This window comes from Idiomarina piscisalsi, from assembly GCF_003987095.1.
In the GTDB taxonomy this organism is placed as follows: Bacteria; Pseudomonadota; Gammaproteobacteria; order Enterobacterales; family Alteromonadaceae; genus Idiomarina; species Idiomarina piscisalsi.
In genome coordinates this window covers 193,252-210,738 of record NZ_PIQA01000006.1, presented here as the reverse complement: position 1 = coordinate 210,738, position 17,487 = coordinate 193,252, and the positions used below count along the sequence as shown (strand labels likewise).

The window sequence follows — 17,487 nt, the reverse complement described above, 5'->3', positions numbered from 1 at the left end:
ATCGAATGACCATTAAATACTCGTAATGGCTGCAACTGCCACTGCCGAGTTATAAATAATATTGGTTACTTGCGACCACAACTCTAAGTTCTCCTGGTACGTCGTATCCAGCGGAACCACAATGGCGTCACCGGGTTGTAGCTCGGTACCACCGCCAAAGCCAAACCAGGTACTGCCGCCTTTATAAGGTTCTATCGCGCCATTAGCTTTGACTACGTATATACGGTCAGTATCGGCTTTCTCTTTTGTTCCGCCACTACGGCTTATGTAGTCATCAACCGTTAGCTCTGGGTCAAACCGATACGAGGTGGCCATTTGTACCTCACCCATAATGCTAATGGAATCACTACGTGAAGGCACATGCAGTGTGTCGCCGTCTTTTAACTGCACGTCACGCGTGCCGTTCATTGACAACACTTTGGGTAAATCCATAATTAAACGACCCACCGCCGGTGTCGACATTAAGTCGGCCAGCAAGGTGCGCATTTGCTCGTAAGACTGGTTAGCGTCGCCGGTACCGGTAATCATATTACTCGCAATTTCACGCTGTAGTTCCTGTGCGAGCATCTCTTTGCGTTTTTGCTCTTGTTCTTGTAGCTCCTCCCGCGTGAATACAGCACCTTCAAGAAACGCATGGTCGGTGAAGCCGCCGGCACGTTCAATAACGTCGGTCAGGGTTTCGCCACGTTTAATGGCGTAAGTGCCGGGGAAGCGCACTTCGCCACGAAGAGTAACTTCGTAAGTATTCTGCCACTCAGGTATACTCAGCACGTTTAAACGGTCACGACCCTGTAACGGCACATCGACTTCACCGTTTAGTACTGCCGCTAAATCTATTTTTAAATAGTCGGTGTTGGCGTTGTCTTTACCAATAGCCCAGCGAGTAATTTCGGCTTGGTCCATGTAGGCACCATTTTTCAGGCCACCCGCTGCGGCCAATAACTTCTCAGCCGTTGCGTTTTCAACTAAGGGGTAAATGCCCGGGTGCATCACCTCACCAGCTACAGAAACAAATGGCGCATTACCCGTTTCCGTGCGCTGGCGCTGCAAGCGCTGCATAATAGGCTCTAGTAAGTTCTGGCGCGAATACATCGCCAACTCTTCTTTTACCGTCGGCTTTTCTTCCTGTTTTTCAGTAAACAGTTCGCGCAACGGTACTATTTTGTCTTCGTTTTCAGCATCGGGACTTTCTGAAGAGCCCCCTAATTTAGTATTAACCACGTCATTTAAGTAGGCGTCGCGATAGGCATCTAACTGGCGCTGACGCTGCTGATATTCACGCTCTTGTTCCGACAAGGTATAACGTGACAAGTTATCGCGCTCTTCCGCTTTGGTTTCAAAGCGGCTGAAAACCACCAGCTGATCACGTTCGTTCAGGCGCAAATTTTCGCCCTCAACACCGTTAATAGCGTCTGCCACATCAAACTGCAGAATTTTCACGTCGCGGCGTGGGCCTTCCTCGCGCACTACCAAACCGTAGCCCAAGTCAGCCTGCTCTAATAGGTCATGGCGAACGTCACGCAATATATCGTTAATGCGCATACCATTTTGCCATTCGTAATATCCTGGCCGGGTAACCGCACCTACAACCATCAGGCTGTTGTCCAGCTCTTGCGATACCTGACGAATGGTTAAAGCGTCACCACCATTAAGCTCACGGTTTAAGTCTTTTTCTGTCGTTAAGTCTACAGTGCTAACCAGGCGTTTACCTTTTACAATTCTGCGCAGTTCGGCAGAGCTTAAATAGGCTGAGTCGGTAGCGCCGCCGGCAAATTCCAAAACGTCTTCTAGTGTCTCATCGCCTTTTAATTCGTAAAGCGCAGGGCGTTTTACTTCACCTTTTACCGCCACCATGTCGCCGCGTGCCGGAATAAAAATAACGTCACCACTTTTTAGAATCTTGTCAGCAGACGCGTCGCCTTGTAGCAGTAAGTCGTATAAGTCAAATTCGGATGCGACTTTACCGCCGCGCATTAAACGCACCGAACGCAATGAGGCAATATCAGAAACGCCGCCCGCTACATACAAGGCCTGGCTTATGGTAGCCAGCGAACTGACGGTGTAGGCTCCCGGTTTGTAGGCCTCGCCCACAATAAATACCTGAATAGAGCGCAGTTCGCCCATGCTAACGGCCGCTTTATAACCAATAAGGCGCTCCTGCACCTGATGGTGAATCATCTCTTGCATAAGTGAGTACGTCATACCGGCAACTTTCATTTCACCTACGTCGGGCAAAACAATGCTGCCGTCACGGTTTACCGTTAGCTTAAAACTCTCATCTTGCTTACCAAACAGTTCTACATGAATAACATCGCCCACGCTAATTAAGTAGTTAGCAGGGATAGGCGCATGCGCTACTGGTGCGAAGGTTTTAGGCTCGCCAGAAAAAATGTCATAACCAAAGGGTTTTAACTCTGAACGGCCACGGCTGAATTCTTTTTCTAAATCAGCCGGTAAGAAAGACGAGCCTGCCTGACCCATTTGTCCATTACTCGAACGCTCACCAACCGGATCTATCTCTTGCTTGGCACTGGAGTCGCCGTCACGCTGGGCGGCGTTAAATTCGTCAATTGCTGAAGGGTCAATACCATACTGGCGCGCCAGTGCCTCTTGCTGCGCACGCGGCAAGCTTTGCAGTTGCTCTAACTGTTCCTGGCTGGGCATAGACTGCGCCGCAGCATTTACTGAAAACAAGCTTGTTACCAAAGCAAAAAAGGCAGCAAAGAAAACAGTAGATACAGATAGTTGCATGGCGTTTAAGGCGTTTTTATTCATAGTCAGCAAGGTGTAACCCTCAATTATCTTTAGTATTAAAACCCAGTATTGAAACTTGAGCGCGGCAACAGGTAAAAGTGTTAAGTAAGATACAGCAATTTGTTAACAGAGAAAAGTAACAGCTTAAGCCATACTGTAAAAGCTGCGATACCAGTCAACCGTGCGTTTCATGCCCTCTTTAACAGGCGTAGCCGGTTTGTACCCCATATCGGCTTCTAGTTCAGAAACGTCAGCATAAGTAGCAACAACATCGCCGGGCTGGATGGGCTGAAAGTCTTTTTGTATTTCCACGCCCGCCGCATTTTCAACAGCCTCTATAAAAGTCATAAGCTCAATGGGTTGGCTGTTACCTATATTATAAATTCTATAAGGCGCCGAGGAGCTGGAAGGGTCCGGTTGTTTAGCACTCCATTCACTGTTGACTTCGCATGGGTTTTCAATAACGCGCACCACACCCTCGACAATGTCGTCAATATAGGTGAAGTCACGCTTCATTTTACCGTTATTAAAGACTTTAATGGTGTCACCGTTCAATGCTGCCTTGGTGAAAATAAAAGGCGCCATGTCGGGCCTGCCCCAAGGCCCATAAACGGTAAAAAAGCGCAGCCCTGTACATTGTATGCCATACAAGTGTGCGTAGGTATGCGCCATTAACTCATTCGACTTTTTCGTGGCCGCGTACAAGCTAACCGGGTGGTTAACTCCGTGCGAAGTTGAAAACGGCATAGCCTCATTCAAGCCATACACCGATGAACTAGAAGCATAACTCAAGTTTTTCACATTGTTATGACGGCAGGCCTCAAGCACATTCATAAATCCGACAATGTTAGCGTCTATGTAAGCGTCGGGGTTTTCCAGTGAATAACGCACCCCTGCCTGGGCGGCTAGGTTACAGACGGCGTCAAACTGCTCATTTTCAAACAGGCCGTTGAGTGCAGCTTTATCCTCAAGTTGTAACTTTATAAAACGGTAGTCTGGATAGCTTTGAGATTGAACTGCAGCCCCGTACTCAATGTCGTCTTTGTCGATACCACTTTCTTTCAGTCGTCCATATTTTAGGTTTACATCGTAGTAGTCGTTAATGCTGTCCAGCCCTACTACCTGGTGGCCTTGTTTAAGCAGTTTCAAGGCGGTGTAAAAACCAATAAAGCCCGCTGTTCCTGTTACTAACACCTTCATTTCACTCTGTCTCCAGAACCTTTGCCGGTAACCGTCATTAAAATATACTGAAAGTAGCTTTTTATATTGAGTGTGCTAATCATTCTTGCGTCGGTTTCTGCCAGTAACTGCGGTGTGGACATGTCTATTTCGTTTACTTGCGCTAACCCGGTTATGCCAGGGCGAACGTTAAACACGTCTTTTGCTTCGCGCGCTTGGGTTAGCTCTTCCTGGTTAAAAAGCCCTGGCCGTGGGCCAACTAGACTCATTTCGCCCTTTAAAACATTCCAAAGCTGAGGAAGCTCATCCAGTTTAGTGCGGCGTAAAAAATGGCCGAACTTAGTAATAGACGTACTGCTGGCTAAATGGCTTGCAACAGAAGCGGTGTCTTTTTTCATGGTTCTGAATTTGACTAAGACAAAGGGCTTTTTGTTTTTGCCTACTCGTTCTTGTCGGAAGATAGGAGAACCTGTGTCGAACAAGCCTATAAGAGTCAGCAGAATGAGTATAGGCAGCCCGACAGCTAAGCCCAGTAGCGCGAATATAAAATCGAGGCATCGAATCATTGAATGAATTACCACTATTGGTTTTCTGAATTAACGCATTTTTGTATGGCGTCTTCGAAGGCGACGGGAGGTTCCCAGTTAAGAGTCTTTTTTGTGTGGCTAATGTCGAGCTGTAAATTACCAAACAGCCTGTCAGCAATGTTTTTTTTACCTAAAATTGTTGCGCCAAGCTTCATTAAACTTACTGGAAATGGCCAAAGTTTGGGGTCTTTACCATAAGCCCGGGTTAGAGTTTCAAAAAGCTCTTTGCTTGAAACATCGTGGTCATCGCTAACCAAAAAAGTACCGTTTAAAGGCTCTGGGTGTTTGACACAAGTAACAATTAAGCTGACAAGGTTGTCGAGCGAAACCAAACTTCTTTTATTTTCTACTGAACCAAACGGAAGCGGCAGGTTCTTTTTTGCCAGCCCCATTAACGCTTTAAAGTTCCCCTTTACCCCAGGACCGTAGACCAAAGGAGGTCGAATAATCACGAGTTCAGTAGCTGAGCCTTCTAACTCTTTTTTTAAGGCCAGCTCCGCGTCGCGTTTTGACTTACCGTATAGGTCTTCTGGTGAGCATTCGCTGTTGTTTCTGTAAGGTGAATTGGGCGGTGTTGACTCACCCATAGCTTTTACTGAGCTTAGAAATATAAAGCGCTTTACGCCGTGTTCTTTTGCTTGCCTGGCTAGGGTTGCTGGAGCTTCTACATTCAATGCACGAACCTGGGCTTTGAACGATTCGTCTTTTGACTCTGGAACATGAGCTAATGCAGCGCAGTGAATGACTGTGTCGATGCCTTCCAGCGCGTGCCCCCAGTCGTCAGTTGTTAAGGGGACAGCCAGAACTCCCGGTCGCTTCTTAGTTGCGGTGCCCGTTACTTCACAGCCGCTGCGTATAAGGTTTTGACTTAACACCTGCCCGATAAAGCCTGTGGAGCCTGTAACGAGAACTCCTATATTTTCTAATGAGCCACTAAGCATTCTTTCTCCCTCGAGGGTCAAACACATTAGAAACATGTATGAGTAACTTCCTTAGTGGAGTAGGTAATAATGCTTTTATTACAGGAAAAGCAACCCCCAAACGGGCTTTTACACCAAGCCCTAGAGACGATACACCACTTAAACCGATTTTATATTGACTCCATGCCACAGAAAGGTTGTTACGTTTATGAGTGTCCTCAGTTATTCTATATTTTATTAATGTTTCTTCTGCGTTTTTAAAGCGATACCCCAGCTCAGCACACCTGAACCACAATTCGTAATCTTGCCTTCTTTTCAGTTTTTCGGAATAACCTCCAGCCGCTAAGATCTTGTCTTTCTTAAACATAACGGAGGGGTGAATCAAAGGACAGGTCCACATCAGCTTATAAATTTCTTGGTGCGAAATGGGTACGCCTCTCAAACCAACTGAAGCCCCATTTGCGTCTATATCAATAGCAGGTGACCCAAGAATATCTAAGTCAGTATCCTTTAAAAAGTAAGACTGTTGTGTTTTTAGCCTCGTTGGATAACTAATATCGTCAGCATCCATTCTTGCTACCAATTCATAATTGCAATAACGCAACCCAACGTTCAATGCGTGAGCAAGCCCCTTATTTCTATCCAGACGGATAACATTTAAAACATCGGGGTTCACGTTGTAATATTTACTTATTATGTTTTCCAGCTTCTCGGAAATAGTACCATCAATAACCAAAACCAACTGACCGGGAGATTGTTCAACGAGAATGCTGTGCAAGGCTTCATCAAACCAATTCGGCTTATCCCCATCGTAAACTGACATTAATACCGAAATGTTCAACTTATTATTTAGTTCTGTCATTGGATTATGTTCCCAGAATGCTTTTATACAGGGACATGTACCTAGAGGCCATTACATCAGCGCTCAATTCTGATTCAATAATCTCGCTTAATGCGGCGGTATAACTATCACGGTTATCACTAATCATACTTTTTAACTTGGAAACCAGCTCATCAGGCTCATTTAATCGGAATTGAGAGCCAATATTAGAGTTGAGCTCAAATATCTCTTTATGAGGAGGGATATCTGACAGAATGACCGGCAAACCAGTTGCCATAGCCTCTAGAGCCGCGTTAGGCATACCTTCCGCTAAAGACACTGATACAAAGCAATCACTTGCTGCTAAATAGTCGTGAACGTTTGTTACTCGCCCAGTAAAATGAATGTTGAGATCTTTAGCTAACAGCTTGCATTCACTTTCAAGCTCGCCACCACCAACCATTACCAATGATACCTTTTCCCCTGTTCCGAACGCTTCCCGGAACGCATTAATTAAGCCTATTGGGTTTTTACGCGAGCTTAAGTGCCCTGTCGATATGAATTGGTATTCGGAAACAGGCAAGTTGAGACTTTTACGACGCTCTTCTTTTATGTCGTTAGATACGGAGCTATACCTTTCAGTATCAACACCATTTAGAACACACGTAACCTTATCCAAACCATAGTGACTAATTAGATTTCGAGTTACAGCTCGTGATACTCCGCAGACAGCAGACATTTTTCTTAATGCTTTTAGTTGATTCAACTCAAGCAGCTTACCTTTGAAATTACCATAGGTCATCAGTAAATCTAACTGAGGAAAGTTCCTTACGGTAGTTATGCTGGGTATAAAGGAAGATGCTCTTACAGCCAAGCTGTCTGAGCGTACACCTTGGCTGTGAATGATGTCGGGCTGCTCATCTAGGATTACTTCCTTTAACGCTTTCTTTGACCAAAAAAGTCCGGCAAGTCTCGAAAGGTTAAGAGATCTAACTTTAACGCCTTTTCCAATAAAGTCGTTTTTAAGAGAATCATTTTCCTCAGGTGAAAGCGTCACCACAACAGTTTCAAATTTATTGCTAACTCTCGAGACCAAGTTTAAAAGCTGGTTCGTAGGTCCAGTCCGCTTCAGTGTGGAAACCAGGTAAAGTACTTTCAAAGTAAAACCTTATAACTGTGCAAAAGAAGTAGATTTTCTGTTACCCATAAACACCCAGCTGCGACGCCGATGAAGGGTAGAAGTAGCTAACCATGCCAACTGCAGTTGCAATAGCAACAACAAGAGTAACTTTAACTTCAAAGCGAAGCCTAAAAGGCAAAAACAAAAAGATAACAGCCAACATTGGCATTAAAGCGTTTGAAAAGTAATGAACCCTAGCCGACATAAGAGGAATAGATAACAAAGCAAAACTGGCTGCAATTAAATAACCATAAACCGAGAAAACGTAAGTGCTCTTTTCCGCTAGGTTTACTTTAGGTTGAAATGCGTACTTCTTATTACTGTTATTTAGAATAAAAAGCGAAACTAAGAAAAAATACGAAATAACTAGTTTTACGTAAAATATCTTGCTGCTGTAGTCATAGTTCGAATATTTCTCAACGCTCTGTAATAGGCTAACTAGACCTAACACGTCCATGAGTATGTAGCCAAATAGCGGAAGAGCAGGCAATAGGATAAGAAGAGCCCGGCCAAGATTCCTCCTCAATGGCAACCATTTGCCAAGTAGAATAGCCAAAAAGAAGATAATAGCGGAGAAATGGGCGAAAAAAGCAAGTACAGAAACAATTAGAAAGCTAAACCCTTTGCGCCTCCAATAGTAAGCAGCAGCAAGCATCATTAGGCTAAGTGCCAACCCTTGCCTTAAAACATTCGCGTATAAAAAGATAAAAGTTGATGATAAAAGAAATAACGCAAAAGCAATAAGTGCGTACTTTTTGTCCTCCAGGAGAAGATAAAACGCTCTGTACATCAATAAAGCAGTTAAAAGAGAAAACAGCGCATGAAATTGCTCTGAAGATAACCCTGTAGCTCTACCTAGGTATTGAAGGAAACTAAAAGTATAGTTTCCATGATATGCATTCCAGACTTTTCCAAATGAGGTTAACTGCTCATACATTATTGTATAATTGCCGAAATCATTTGGTGCTGAAACATCTCGAACTAGCATTAAAATGACGTACAAGAATACTAGTAGGACAGAAAAGAAAAGAGAGTATTTTTTTCCATTACCATCATTACTAAGTAGTAATAATGCGCTAACTAAGCCTATAAAAAAAGTTACAAATAAACCAACGTGCGTCAAAACTTATCCTCAAACCGAAATAATGACAGTATCTTAGTAACCGTTTTTCGCACCATGTTTAATTATTTTTCTGATAAGACAAAAGCAGCCTCTCATACTGAGGTACAATGGAGTCAGGAGAGAACCTTAATGAGGTCCCTATAATTTCATCACTATCCCAGTCAGCATCCAAAACACTAGTTAAAGCTTTTACAAGTCGAGTTTTATTGTTCTTTTCAACAAGAAGGCCATTGACATTGTCAACCACTATTTCAGATGGGCCAGTCGCGCAATCATAACTAACCACCGGGGTACCAACACTTATTGACTCTATAAGAACATTTGGAAAGCCCTCAAACTTAGAAGTCATTAATGTAAGTTTAGCTCCCTTGTAAAGCATTCCTAATTCCTTTGTAAACCCCAAGAATATTACGCGTTCGCTAACACAAAGTTCCCTGCTATAATCTTTAAGATTCTTAAGCTCCCCCCCCTGGCCAACAATAACTAGCCTTAAACTGTCGTAACCCTGTTCAGAAAGCATCTTAAGTGCGTATATTGCATGCCGAAATTGCTTTTGATCGGAAAGTCTCCCTACACTCAAAATATAATTCTCGGGCACACCTTTAATTTCTTTTTTGTTCTTTTGAATTTGTAAGGGTTTTAATGGGTTATAAATAACGTGAGACTTTTTTGGTGATACACCGTAGCTGGATAGTAGCTCCTTTTCCATGCTTTTGCACTGACTTATTACTGCATCAAACTTCTTGTAAATTAACTTTACAAATTTGAAAGCTATTTTATCCAAACCTTCTTTATTCTTTTCAGACGAAGAAAGAGATATATTGTTTCTTAATAGAACTTTATATTTTTTTCTTAAAAAAAGTCTGCATAGCAACAAAAGGGAAGCCGTGTAGTAATGGAAACTTAAAACTAGTGAAGGCTGTTCCTTTCTAAGGAAAGGAATTAAATAGAAAAAAGCAAGCATTAGTCTTGGGGCTTTTAGATCAACTAAGTTAACCTTATCTGTAACAGCACTTTCATAATCACGGCTTTTCAAGTTTACGCAAACTAAGGTTACATCCCATCCCCGAGCCGACAAGAAATTCGCAAGGTTAATGCAAACAGATTCAGAACCTCCTCCCGAAAGAGTTCCCAAAAGTAGAGTAACTGACTTTCCTTTCATTTTATTAATAGCTTGGTGATCCCGTCCAAAGTTTTCCCATCCATAAGTCATGAGCATAGGTCGAGAATTCCTCACTACCTGAGCCATGTGCAAAAGTTAACTCACCAAAGTAAATTTTTCCACCTATATTATACAAATCAACCCTCACGTAGCTAAACGGATCCGCTAACTGCTTGACGACTTCAAGCATCTTTTCATAATTTTTAGGCTTATCTATACTGGTTTTTATAACTGGGTAACGAACTGAGAAAGGAAGCCATTCTAAACTTTCCGAAAAAAAAGAGCGGTTATGATTGGCATTACGATCAAAATCAACATGTAATACAACTTTTTGTGTACCATCCTTATCAGTAAAAACATGAAATTTATAGTCTTCTAAGTCTCGACCATCTTCTGTAATTAAACGCTCTTCTATTAAAACCTTGGGCTCTATGTGACTGTACCAAGGCTCCTTTTGAATTTTACCAAAATCGATACGAAGTTGACGTTCTATGTCATTACAAATGTACTCTAATCGATCGAAACTCTCATTGCCCGTTAATACATAAACCGGACCAGAGTTATGATTGGCTTTCACCACACACCCGTTATTAGCTTCGTTTATGCTAGACAACTGCTCTGGAGACAACGAACTTCCAACGTATAAGTTGGGAATTAAAATGCTTTCATTAACCTTATCGGAGACGTACTCTTTACACTTTATTTTATCGGCGCAAGTTACGAATAAACTATTTTTAGCATTTTTTTTTCTAAAATTAATTTTTTCATTAAATGTTTTTGGCTTCCTGAAGTTAGGGATATATTTATTCTTATAAACAAACCGTAAATAAAAATAAACTCGCCTTAAAAACCAAATATTCATAACTACAAATTTAATAATTTTTTTCATATCAACCCCTACTAAAAACGCTACGGAAGTAGATAATTAGAAGTTTAATAAACGTTAAAGTATCTTTCTTTTTTATCGATACCTTCATATCCGCATAAAAAGCGTTCCTACTGGTTCGAGAGAGTTGTTGCGCTAGTATAGGGTACATATTTGCTATTTGATTATAGGTTTTTAACATCTTTATCCTATGCTTTAGCCGCTCTTCAAGAGACCGACTAGAACTCCAACTTCCAACCGACATAACCCTATAAGTAACCATTTTCTCTGGGATGAAAATAGCCCCACCTTCATAAGAAAATAGGATCTGTAAAACAACATCGCCTACAGGGCTATCAATTTTATGTAAACGTTCAATAATCTCTTTTACATTTCTTACCATAATTGAAGCGGTCGGCATAAATCCACCACCACCTGAAACAACATCACCAACCTCATAATGAACTACATCTAATCCATGCACTGCTAAAGGCTCTTTTCTTCCATTGGCGTATAGTGCTTCCCCTGCTGAAAAGCAGATGTTACAAGTCTCTTTCTCTTCTAGAGCTTTCACTTGTTTTTCCAATTTATCCGAAGCAGTCCAATAGTCATCACCTTCACATAAGGCAATATACTTCCCTTTGGCCTGAGGAATCAAAATGTCTCGAACCGGTTTAACCCCTCTTGAGTATTGGTTCTCTCTATGGGTATTTACTTTAATGATGTTTGGATACTTTGAGGCATACTGTAATATAACATCCAGTGTAGAGTCTGTAGATGCATCATCATTTATGATGATTTCAAAAGGAAATGACGTTTTCTGAGACAGAAAGCCAATAATAGCATCTTCAATATAGTTTTCTTGATTATATGTGGCGCAGCAAATACTTACTAATGGTCGACTATTTTCTGTAGTCCAGTATTTTAAGATATCGGCTTCCTCTGGTGTTTTCTTTGTCAAATTTAGATACCACTCTCTATTCAACTTACTTACCTAAAGAAACATTATTTTTTAGCTTGTTAATATTAACTGAAGAGCCTCCGCTTTTATTATTTTGCTAATAGCTAAAAACACCGACAGTGCAAGAACTCCTCCAATTATTACCTTCAGTGAAGAAGGTAAACTTATAGTATCGATGAAAATATGCGCACATACAGAGGCAGTTAGCGCAGCGAAAAGAGGCTTACCTGCGTCAAAAAGTTGAGACACTAATGAGTAGCCAACCAGCTTTGATGAATAATAAGTATTAGGAATGAGAGCTAAAATGCTACCAACCACTTGACTAGCAGCAATAGCTAAAACTCCATAAGGAATAGCTAAGAAAAGCAGCGTTAAATTAACAATTTTCTTAATAAGACCTATTTTTAATACCAGATCTGAACGCCCTTTAACTTTAAGTAGGTTAATGTTTAACGCATGCAAAGGGTATAAAACACCAACGAGGCTTAACAACTGAACATAAGGCACAGCTCCTTGCCACTTTTCATCAAATAATAATTCAAATAGCGGAGATGCTAAGCATCCAAGTAACGCCATGACAGGAGCTATTAAAAACATCATCAGTTGCATAACTTGACGATATTTATGTCTCAACGTTTCATTATTATCTTGGAGAGTTGACAGTGCCGGAAATGTCGCTTGCTGAACAGAACTGCTAAGCTGATGCGATATAAGATTACTAATCTTCTTTGCAAAAAAGTATAAACCCGTAACCTCAGCGCTAAAAAAACGACCGATTACTAATACATATGAATTCTCAAACGCAACATTCAAGAGACCTTCAGCTAAAAGGTTTTTACCAAATGCGAAAAGTTTTATAAATGACTCTGAGCTAAATACCATTGACGGTCGCCACGAGCTTGCAAACCAAAATATAACTGAAGAGATAAATGCCTGGCTTAGCGTCATAACTACTAAACTCCAAACACCTAAGCCATAGTAAGCCGACGCGACTGCGAGTGCGCCGGAAGCAATAGAAGCCGTAGTATTTGCTTTCATCTGCGCTTTGAAGTTCATAGCGCGACTGAGCACGGCGAGTTGAACCACTTTGGTTGCATTAATAAATACAACCAGCCCCATAACTTGCACCAAAATGGTCAGTTTAGGTTGATCATAAAAGTGTGCGACATAAGGAGCAGAAAAGAAAACAGCAGCATAAGCTATAACACTAAGACCGAGATTAGCAAGAAAGACTGTATTAAAGTCATCATCTGAAACTGATTTACTTCTTATTAACGCTTGGCCAAGTCCCGACTGCACAAATGCACTAGCCAATTCAAAAACGACTGCCGCCATTGCTACTAAACCGAACGCTTCCGGAGCTAAAAATCTAGCAAGGAGAAGTGTAAATACTGTTGTCGCGCCTCTCGAGAAGAACAAATTGGCAAGGTTCCAGAGAACCCCCATTCCAATTTTTCTATTCATTTTTTTCATCAGAAGTTAGCAGCCAACCTCAAATTCAACTCTAACTAACATGAGTGGCTCTACTCCTTGTTATTAGCAATTTTTTATAGACTCGCTCGGCTTCTTCCTGTGAATACTCCGCCAATCTCCACTGGTTAGTATTAGAAAAAGACTTTTCGCCAGAATACTTCGGAACTTGATCAGCAGCTAGTCCATTCTGTTGAATCAATTTCTGCGTTATTTCGTTGTAATAACTCTTCGGCCGTTGGCAGAAATCTTCATACTGAACCACCAGCTTTTTGTGGTCTGGTAATGCGGCAATGCCTTGTTCTACAGAATAGTTAATAGCAGCGATCTGGCCAGCTACGGACTCCAACGGATCTAAGTCTTTTAAATGCGGGTATTCTTTTATCTTAAACGAATACCAGGTGTTGATATCACCGTACTGGCGTTTTCGGGCTTCCAGCGCGGATTGAATATTAAATATGGGAGCTCGACGAATCCAGATAAACAAAGGTTTATCAAACTGTTCAGAGAGCTCTGGGATGTTTTGGTTCATAATCATCCCTTTCATAGCAAAGGGCTTTTCAAAGATGTTAGCTAATGCGTTTAATTCGTCACGGAAGTCTGTCAGATTGGCATTTTCTTTTAACTCTTCCGTTGGCATATAGTCCAGTTCGTCGAAGGGGAGAAAGCGGCGCCAGAAGTACCAGAATTCATTCGGTGCAAGCGCGCCCTTAGTTTTTCCATTTTCAGAATTAAAATTGACCTCAGAATTGAAATCAAGAATTTCATTTCGAAAATTGTAACGAGGATCTGTTAAAAGTTGCTGTATTTTAGCCCCTACTAGTGGGGCGCCATAAAACCTCGACAATAAATTTGTTGGATATGCAACTAAGCCACTATTAGCTAACCACTGTGTTAAAAGTGTTGTTCCAGAGCGAAGTGCCCCAACAACGAAGATTTTAGAATATTTCTCACCATCGCTTACACTAAGCAGCTCTTTATTTCCCGGTTTTAGTAGTCCTGATAAATCTTCTAAAAGGTTCTCTAAGGAGTCGTTCTTATTAAAGTACTTAGAACGTTTTTCGTTGTTTTGGCTCACTTAATTAACCTCACAGCTTTTCATTGAATTTATTAACTAACTATCATTGGCCAGTAAAACATTAATGCTCTTCAAAGCAACTTTATTAGTTAAGGGAGACTGTACGCTAGGCGGCAGCCCGTTAACCTCATCGACTATTGACTGAACCATATTTACACCAAAACTATGACTGAAGGGATAGCCACCTCCAAACCGAGCATTCACCTCTAGAACGTATTGTTTACCATCACGTCCCTTGAAAACATCTACATCTATATTCCCTGGATGCTTAAAACATTTCGATATTTCTTCACCAAGTTTTAGCAAAGAGTCATCCTTAACTGCCATGGCTATATCGGTTTCCCCAGCACGCATTGCTATCTTTTTCTTTGGCACCGTTATTAAATAGTTACCTTTTAAATCGTTAAAAACATCCAACCCATATTCATCACCATGAATACACTCTTGAATTACTACGGATCTATTAAGCTCAGCAGACGATAATATACTAAGATAAGATTCTTGAATCTTTTTGATTGAATAGTTATAAAAGAACTGCAGCTCATCGATGTCATCGGCTTTAAACAGAGAAATGGACCCCATTCCCCACCGAGGCTTAATGATTAAAGGGAAACTTATCTGATTACTTTCTAATGAAGCGAGCGCATCATCAATAGTCAGGAAGGTCGCAGGCACATTAAACTTTTTTTCTCTAAAAAACTTATACGTTTCCCATTTATCATTAGCTATATCGACTACCCACGGGTCACTAACTACTAACTCTATCCCTGAACTTTTAAACCTAGCCTTCTCTTTAGCCAAATAAGGCAAGTCAATATCAAAAAGTGAGACCACTAATTTCACTTCATTTTCATGGCATATTTTTAACAGATCAGAAATGTAATTTGAGCTATCAACCCTAGAAACAACAAACGATTTATCAGCAACAGCCATACCGCTGGTTAGTTTTTCACTATTAGCAGAGAAGACTTTTCCAGTTGTTCCCACAGCTTCTTTAAAGTAGTCGACTAAATAACTTCGACGTCCAACAGAGGTTAAGAGAATATTCATGTATTAAGGCTTAAGTTAAGAGTAGGTGTGCAGAATACTATGTATGTCGTCCGGCTGCTTAACAACTTTACCCTCAGTGGTAACAATACCAGGCTGCGGCATTATAAATGCTGGTGTAAAGTTATTTGAATAGGCTCCTCTATTGTCAAAAACGACAAAATCTCCTGTTGAAAGGTTTCCTTTAAAGTTTGCGACAAGTATGTCGGTTTCCATGCATGTATTTCCTACCAACGTGTATTCTCTAGCGCCTGTTTCCCCATTATCGCTTGAAGATAAGCTTGAACACGATGGAGTAACCTTTGAGCGTGTGGGATTCAATACATTAATGCTAGTGTCTAGTACGGCGTATAAACGTCCGTGCATTTCTTTAATTTCTAAAACCTTTGCGGCTAATTTCATTGTGTCACCTACCAGCGATACACCAGGTTCTATAACTAGCCGGGGGCCATGCTCTCCGTATTCATCTGAAAAGGTGCGCCCCAATACTTCTGCATAACTTTCAAAAGAATGCTGTACTCCACCAAACTGTTCAAGTAAAGCTGCTGGTAAGGTTCCCATAAACCCACCACCAATATTGACTGTCTGAAGATCTGTTAGAGTCAACTCTTTATGAAGTTCAATTGATTTTCTAGCGCGCTTTTCAAAAAAGGACGGAGACTTATCTGAAGATGAGTAATGCGAATGTAACGAAGTAATTTTTACATTGTCGATAGCCTTCAGCATTTCAACAGCACGAGCTAGATCACCATTCTCATAATTAAATCCGAAGCGGCAATCTGAGAAAACCTCATTTGAGTTGTATCTAAGCCCTAACTCTATGCGGCTGAAGTCACCGCTTAATTTTTGGATTAATTCAATCTGGTACCATGAGTCTATATTTACAGTAGAACCTTCCTTTATTGCTTTTTCTATATCACTTTCGGACTTTACTGGTCCATTAAAAATAATGTCTCGACCATCAAGAAACATTCTAGCAACGTCATACTCAAAATTTGACACTACTTCAGCAGTTCCTTTTAAGGTACTGAGACTTCTTATTATTTCAGGCATATAGTTGGCTTTAACCGCATAAGCTACATGGCTGTTCTTGTAGTACTTTTTTAAGGTTTTACTAAACCTAGTATAGTTTTCTTCAAATAGTTGGCTTGAAAAAATGTAAAATGACTTTCCCATTTTTTGAGAAAGCATATCGAGTACATTAAAATCTAGTTTTGACAGCTTCATAGCTTTTTGTCTCAAATTTATATGTTCGGTCTAAGAAAACTGATAATACGTTCACAGTCTGATTCACTTAACCCATTATAAATAGGCAAGCAAAGCACTCTTCTCGATAAACTTTCAGAAATAACCTGTTCTGAATTTTGTTCTAAGCAAGTTACTTCACTTAATGACGGACGGAAGTATCTTCTTGCGTGAATCCCAGAGTCCTGCAACCGCTCTACTTTTTGCTCTAAGGCACTCTCATTTTCAAACACTACCGGAAAATAAGCGTAGTTATATTCTACCCCTTCAGTTTTAGTTTGAAGTTGCAGAAAGCGCTTCAGTCCCTTCTCATAACGTTTCCAAACGTTAGCGCGAGCCTTTAAGTTTTCTTCTATTTCATCCAGAACACATAAACCCATCGCCGCCTGAAACTCATTCATTTTGGCGTTTATTCCAAGCTCTTCTATAACATCCGGCCCTGTTATACCGAAATTGATCATTTTTTTCGCTGTTTCTAAGTCTTCTTTTCGCTTAAAAACAATAGCCCCACCTTCAATAGTATGAAACAGTTTAGTTGCGTGAAAACTCAAAATGGACGCATCGCCATGCTTTAATAAACTTTCGCCTTTGTAGTTCACTCCAAAGGCGTGGGCCGCATCGTAAATAACTTTTAAGTCATGCTTGTTAGCTATGTCATCAATTGCTTCAACATCACAAGCATTACCAAAAACATGCACAGGTACAATGGCTTTGGTTTGAGGCGTTATTGCTTTTTCAATATTTTTAGGGTCAAGGCACCAGGTGTCAGGATGAATATCGGCAAATACTGGCTCAACACCTTCCCACTTAAGTGAGCTTGCTGTTGCTATAAAGGTAAAAGGAGTAGTGATAGCCTCAGGCTTCTCATCGCGGTTTGTGGTGCTAACCCCAAGGGCTCTGTAAGCTATTTGTAATGCAAGCGTGCCGTTAGAAACAAGTAGTAGGTTTTCAACGCCAAGGTATTCTTCTAAACGCTTGGTGAGCTCTTGTACTAAAGGACCATTATTTGTCAGCCATTCACGCTCGTAAATACCGTCTATGTATTTGTCGAGCTTTTCGCGGCTGGGTAGGTAAGGTTTGGTTACAGGTATCATAG

At 41.2% G+C, this 17,487-nt stretch carries 15 protein-coding genes; all 15 read right to left on the bottom strand.

Translation table 11 applies throughout. The features are described from left to right. Positions 1–12: 12 nt before the first annotated feature. A complete protein-coding gene (locus CWI73_RS09010; protein WP_126752471.1) occupies positions 13–2,775 on the bottom strand; it encodes an SLBB domain-containing protein in 2,763 nt (920 codons plus the stop codon). A gap of 123 nt (positions 2,776–2,898) precedes the next feature. Further along, complete coding sequence (locus CWI73_RS09005; RefSeq protein ID WP_126752470.1) at positions 2,899–3,954, bottom strand: NAD-dependent epimerase; 1,056 nt, start codon at positions 3,952–3,954, stop codon at positions 2,899–2,901. After that, the gene (locus CWI73_RS09000; RefSeq protein ID WP_126752469.1) at positions 3,951–4,499 is read right to left on the bottom strand and encodes a sugar transferase; all 549 of its coding nucleotides are present in this window, start codon (positions 4,497–4,499) and stop codon (positions 3,951–3,953) included. Before CWI73_RS09000 ends, CWI73_RS09005 begins: the two co-directional genes overlap by 4 nt. A gap of 14 nt (positions 4,500–4,513) precedes the next feature. Beyond that, entirely contained in the window at positions 4,514–5,461 is a 948-nt protein-coding gene (locus tag CWI73_RS08995; RefSeq protein WP_126752468.1) for a UDP-glucose 4-epimerase family protein, read from the bottom strand. Then, the gene (locus tag CWI73_RS08990) at positions 5,454–6,302 is read right to left on the bottom strand and encodes a glycosyltransferase (RefSeq protein ID WP_126752467.1); all 849 of its coding nucleotides are present in this window, start codon (positions 6,300–6,302) and stop codon (positions 5,454–5,456) included. The genes CWI73_RS08995 and CWI73_RS08990 overlap by 8 nt, the downstream gene beginning before the upstream one ends. Positions 6,303–6,306: 4 nt before the next feature. After that, the gene (locus tag CWI73_RS08985; protein ID WP_126752466.1) at positions 6,307–7,419 is read right to left on the bottom strand and encodes a glycosyltransferase family 4 protein; all 1,113 of its coding nucleotides are present in this window, start codon (positions 7,417–7,419) and stop codon (positions 6,307–6,309) included. 40 nt (positions 7,420–7,459) lie between these two features. After that, positions 7,460–8,563: an EpsG family protein gene (locus CWI73_RS08980; RefSeq protein WP_126752465.1), complete on the bottom strand. Its 1,104-nt coding sequence runs from the start codon at positions 8,561–8,563 to the stop codon at positions 7,460–7,462. A 58-nt stretch (positions 8,564–8,621) separates the two neighbouring features. Continuing rightward, a complete protein-coding gene (locus tag CWI73_RS08975; protein ID WP_198675174.1) occupies positions 8,622–9,725 on the bottom strand; it encodes a glycosyltransferase in 1,104 nt (367 codons plus the stop codon). A gap of 4 nt (positions 9,726–9,729) precedes the next feature. Continuing rightward, positions 9,730–10,614, bottom strand: a complete 885-nt coding sequence (locus tag CWI73_RS08970; protein WP_198675173.1) for an ATP-grasp fold amidoligase family protein — start codon at positions 10,612–10,614, stop codon at positions 9,730–9,732. Between the two features lies 1 nt (position 10,615). Beyond that, a complete protein-coding gene (locus CWI73_RS08965) occupies positions 10,616–11,551 on the bottom strand; it encodes a glycosyltransferase family 2 protein (protein ID WP_157980632.1) in 936 nt (311 codons plus the stop codon). A gap of 51 nt (positions 11,552–11,602) precedes the next feature. Beyond that, positions 11,603–13,015 (bottom strand): lipopolysaccharide biosynthesis protein, encoded by a 1,413-nt coding sequence (locus CWI73_RS08960; RefSeq protein WP_198675172.1) that lies wholly within the window; start codon positions 13,013–13,015, stop codon positions 11,603–11,605. A gap of 40 nt (positions 13,016–13,055) precedes the next feature. After that, complete coding sequence (locus CWI73_RS08955; protein WP_126752461.1) at positions 13,056–14,099, bottom strand: sulfotransferase; 1,044 nt, start codon at positions 14,097–14,099, stop codon at positions 13,056–13,058. 36 nt (positions 14,100–14,135) lie between these two features. After that, on the bottom strand, positions 14,136–15,149 hold the full coding sequence (locus CWI73_RS08950; protein WP_126752460.1) for an ATP-grasp domain-containing protein: 1,014 nt from the start codon (positions 15,147–15,149) through the stop codon (positions 14,136–14,138). 15 nt (positions 15,150–15,164) lie between these two features. Then, a complete protein-coding gene (locus CWI73_RS08945) occupies positions 15,165–16,373 on the bottom strand; it encodes an alanine racemase (protein ID WP_126752459.1) in 1,209 nt (402 codons plus the stop codon). Positions 16,374–16,390: 17 nt separating this feature from the next. After that, the gene (locus tag CWI73_RS08940) at positions 16,391–17,485 is read right to left on the bottom strand and encodes a DegT/DnrJ/EryC1/StrS family aminotransferase (protein WP_126752458.1); all 1,095 of its coding nucleotides are present in this window, start codon (positions 17,483–17,485) and stop codon (positions 16,391–16,393) included. Positions 17,486–17,487 lie beyond the last annotated feature (2 nt).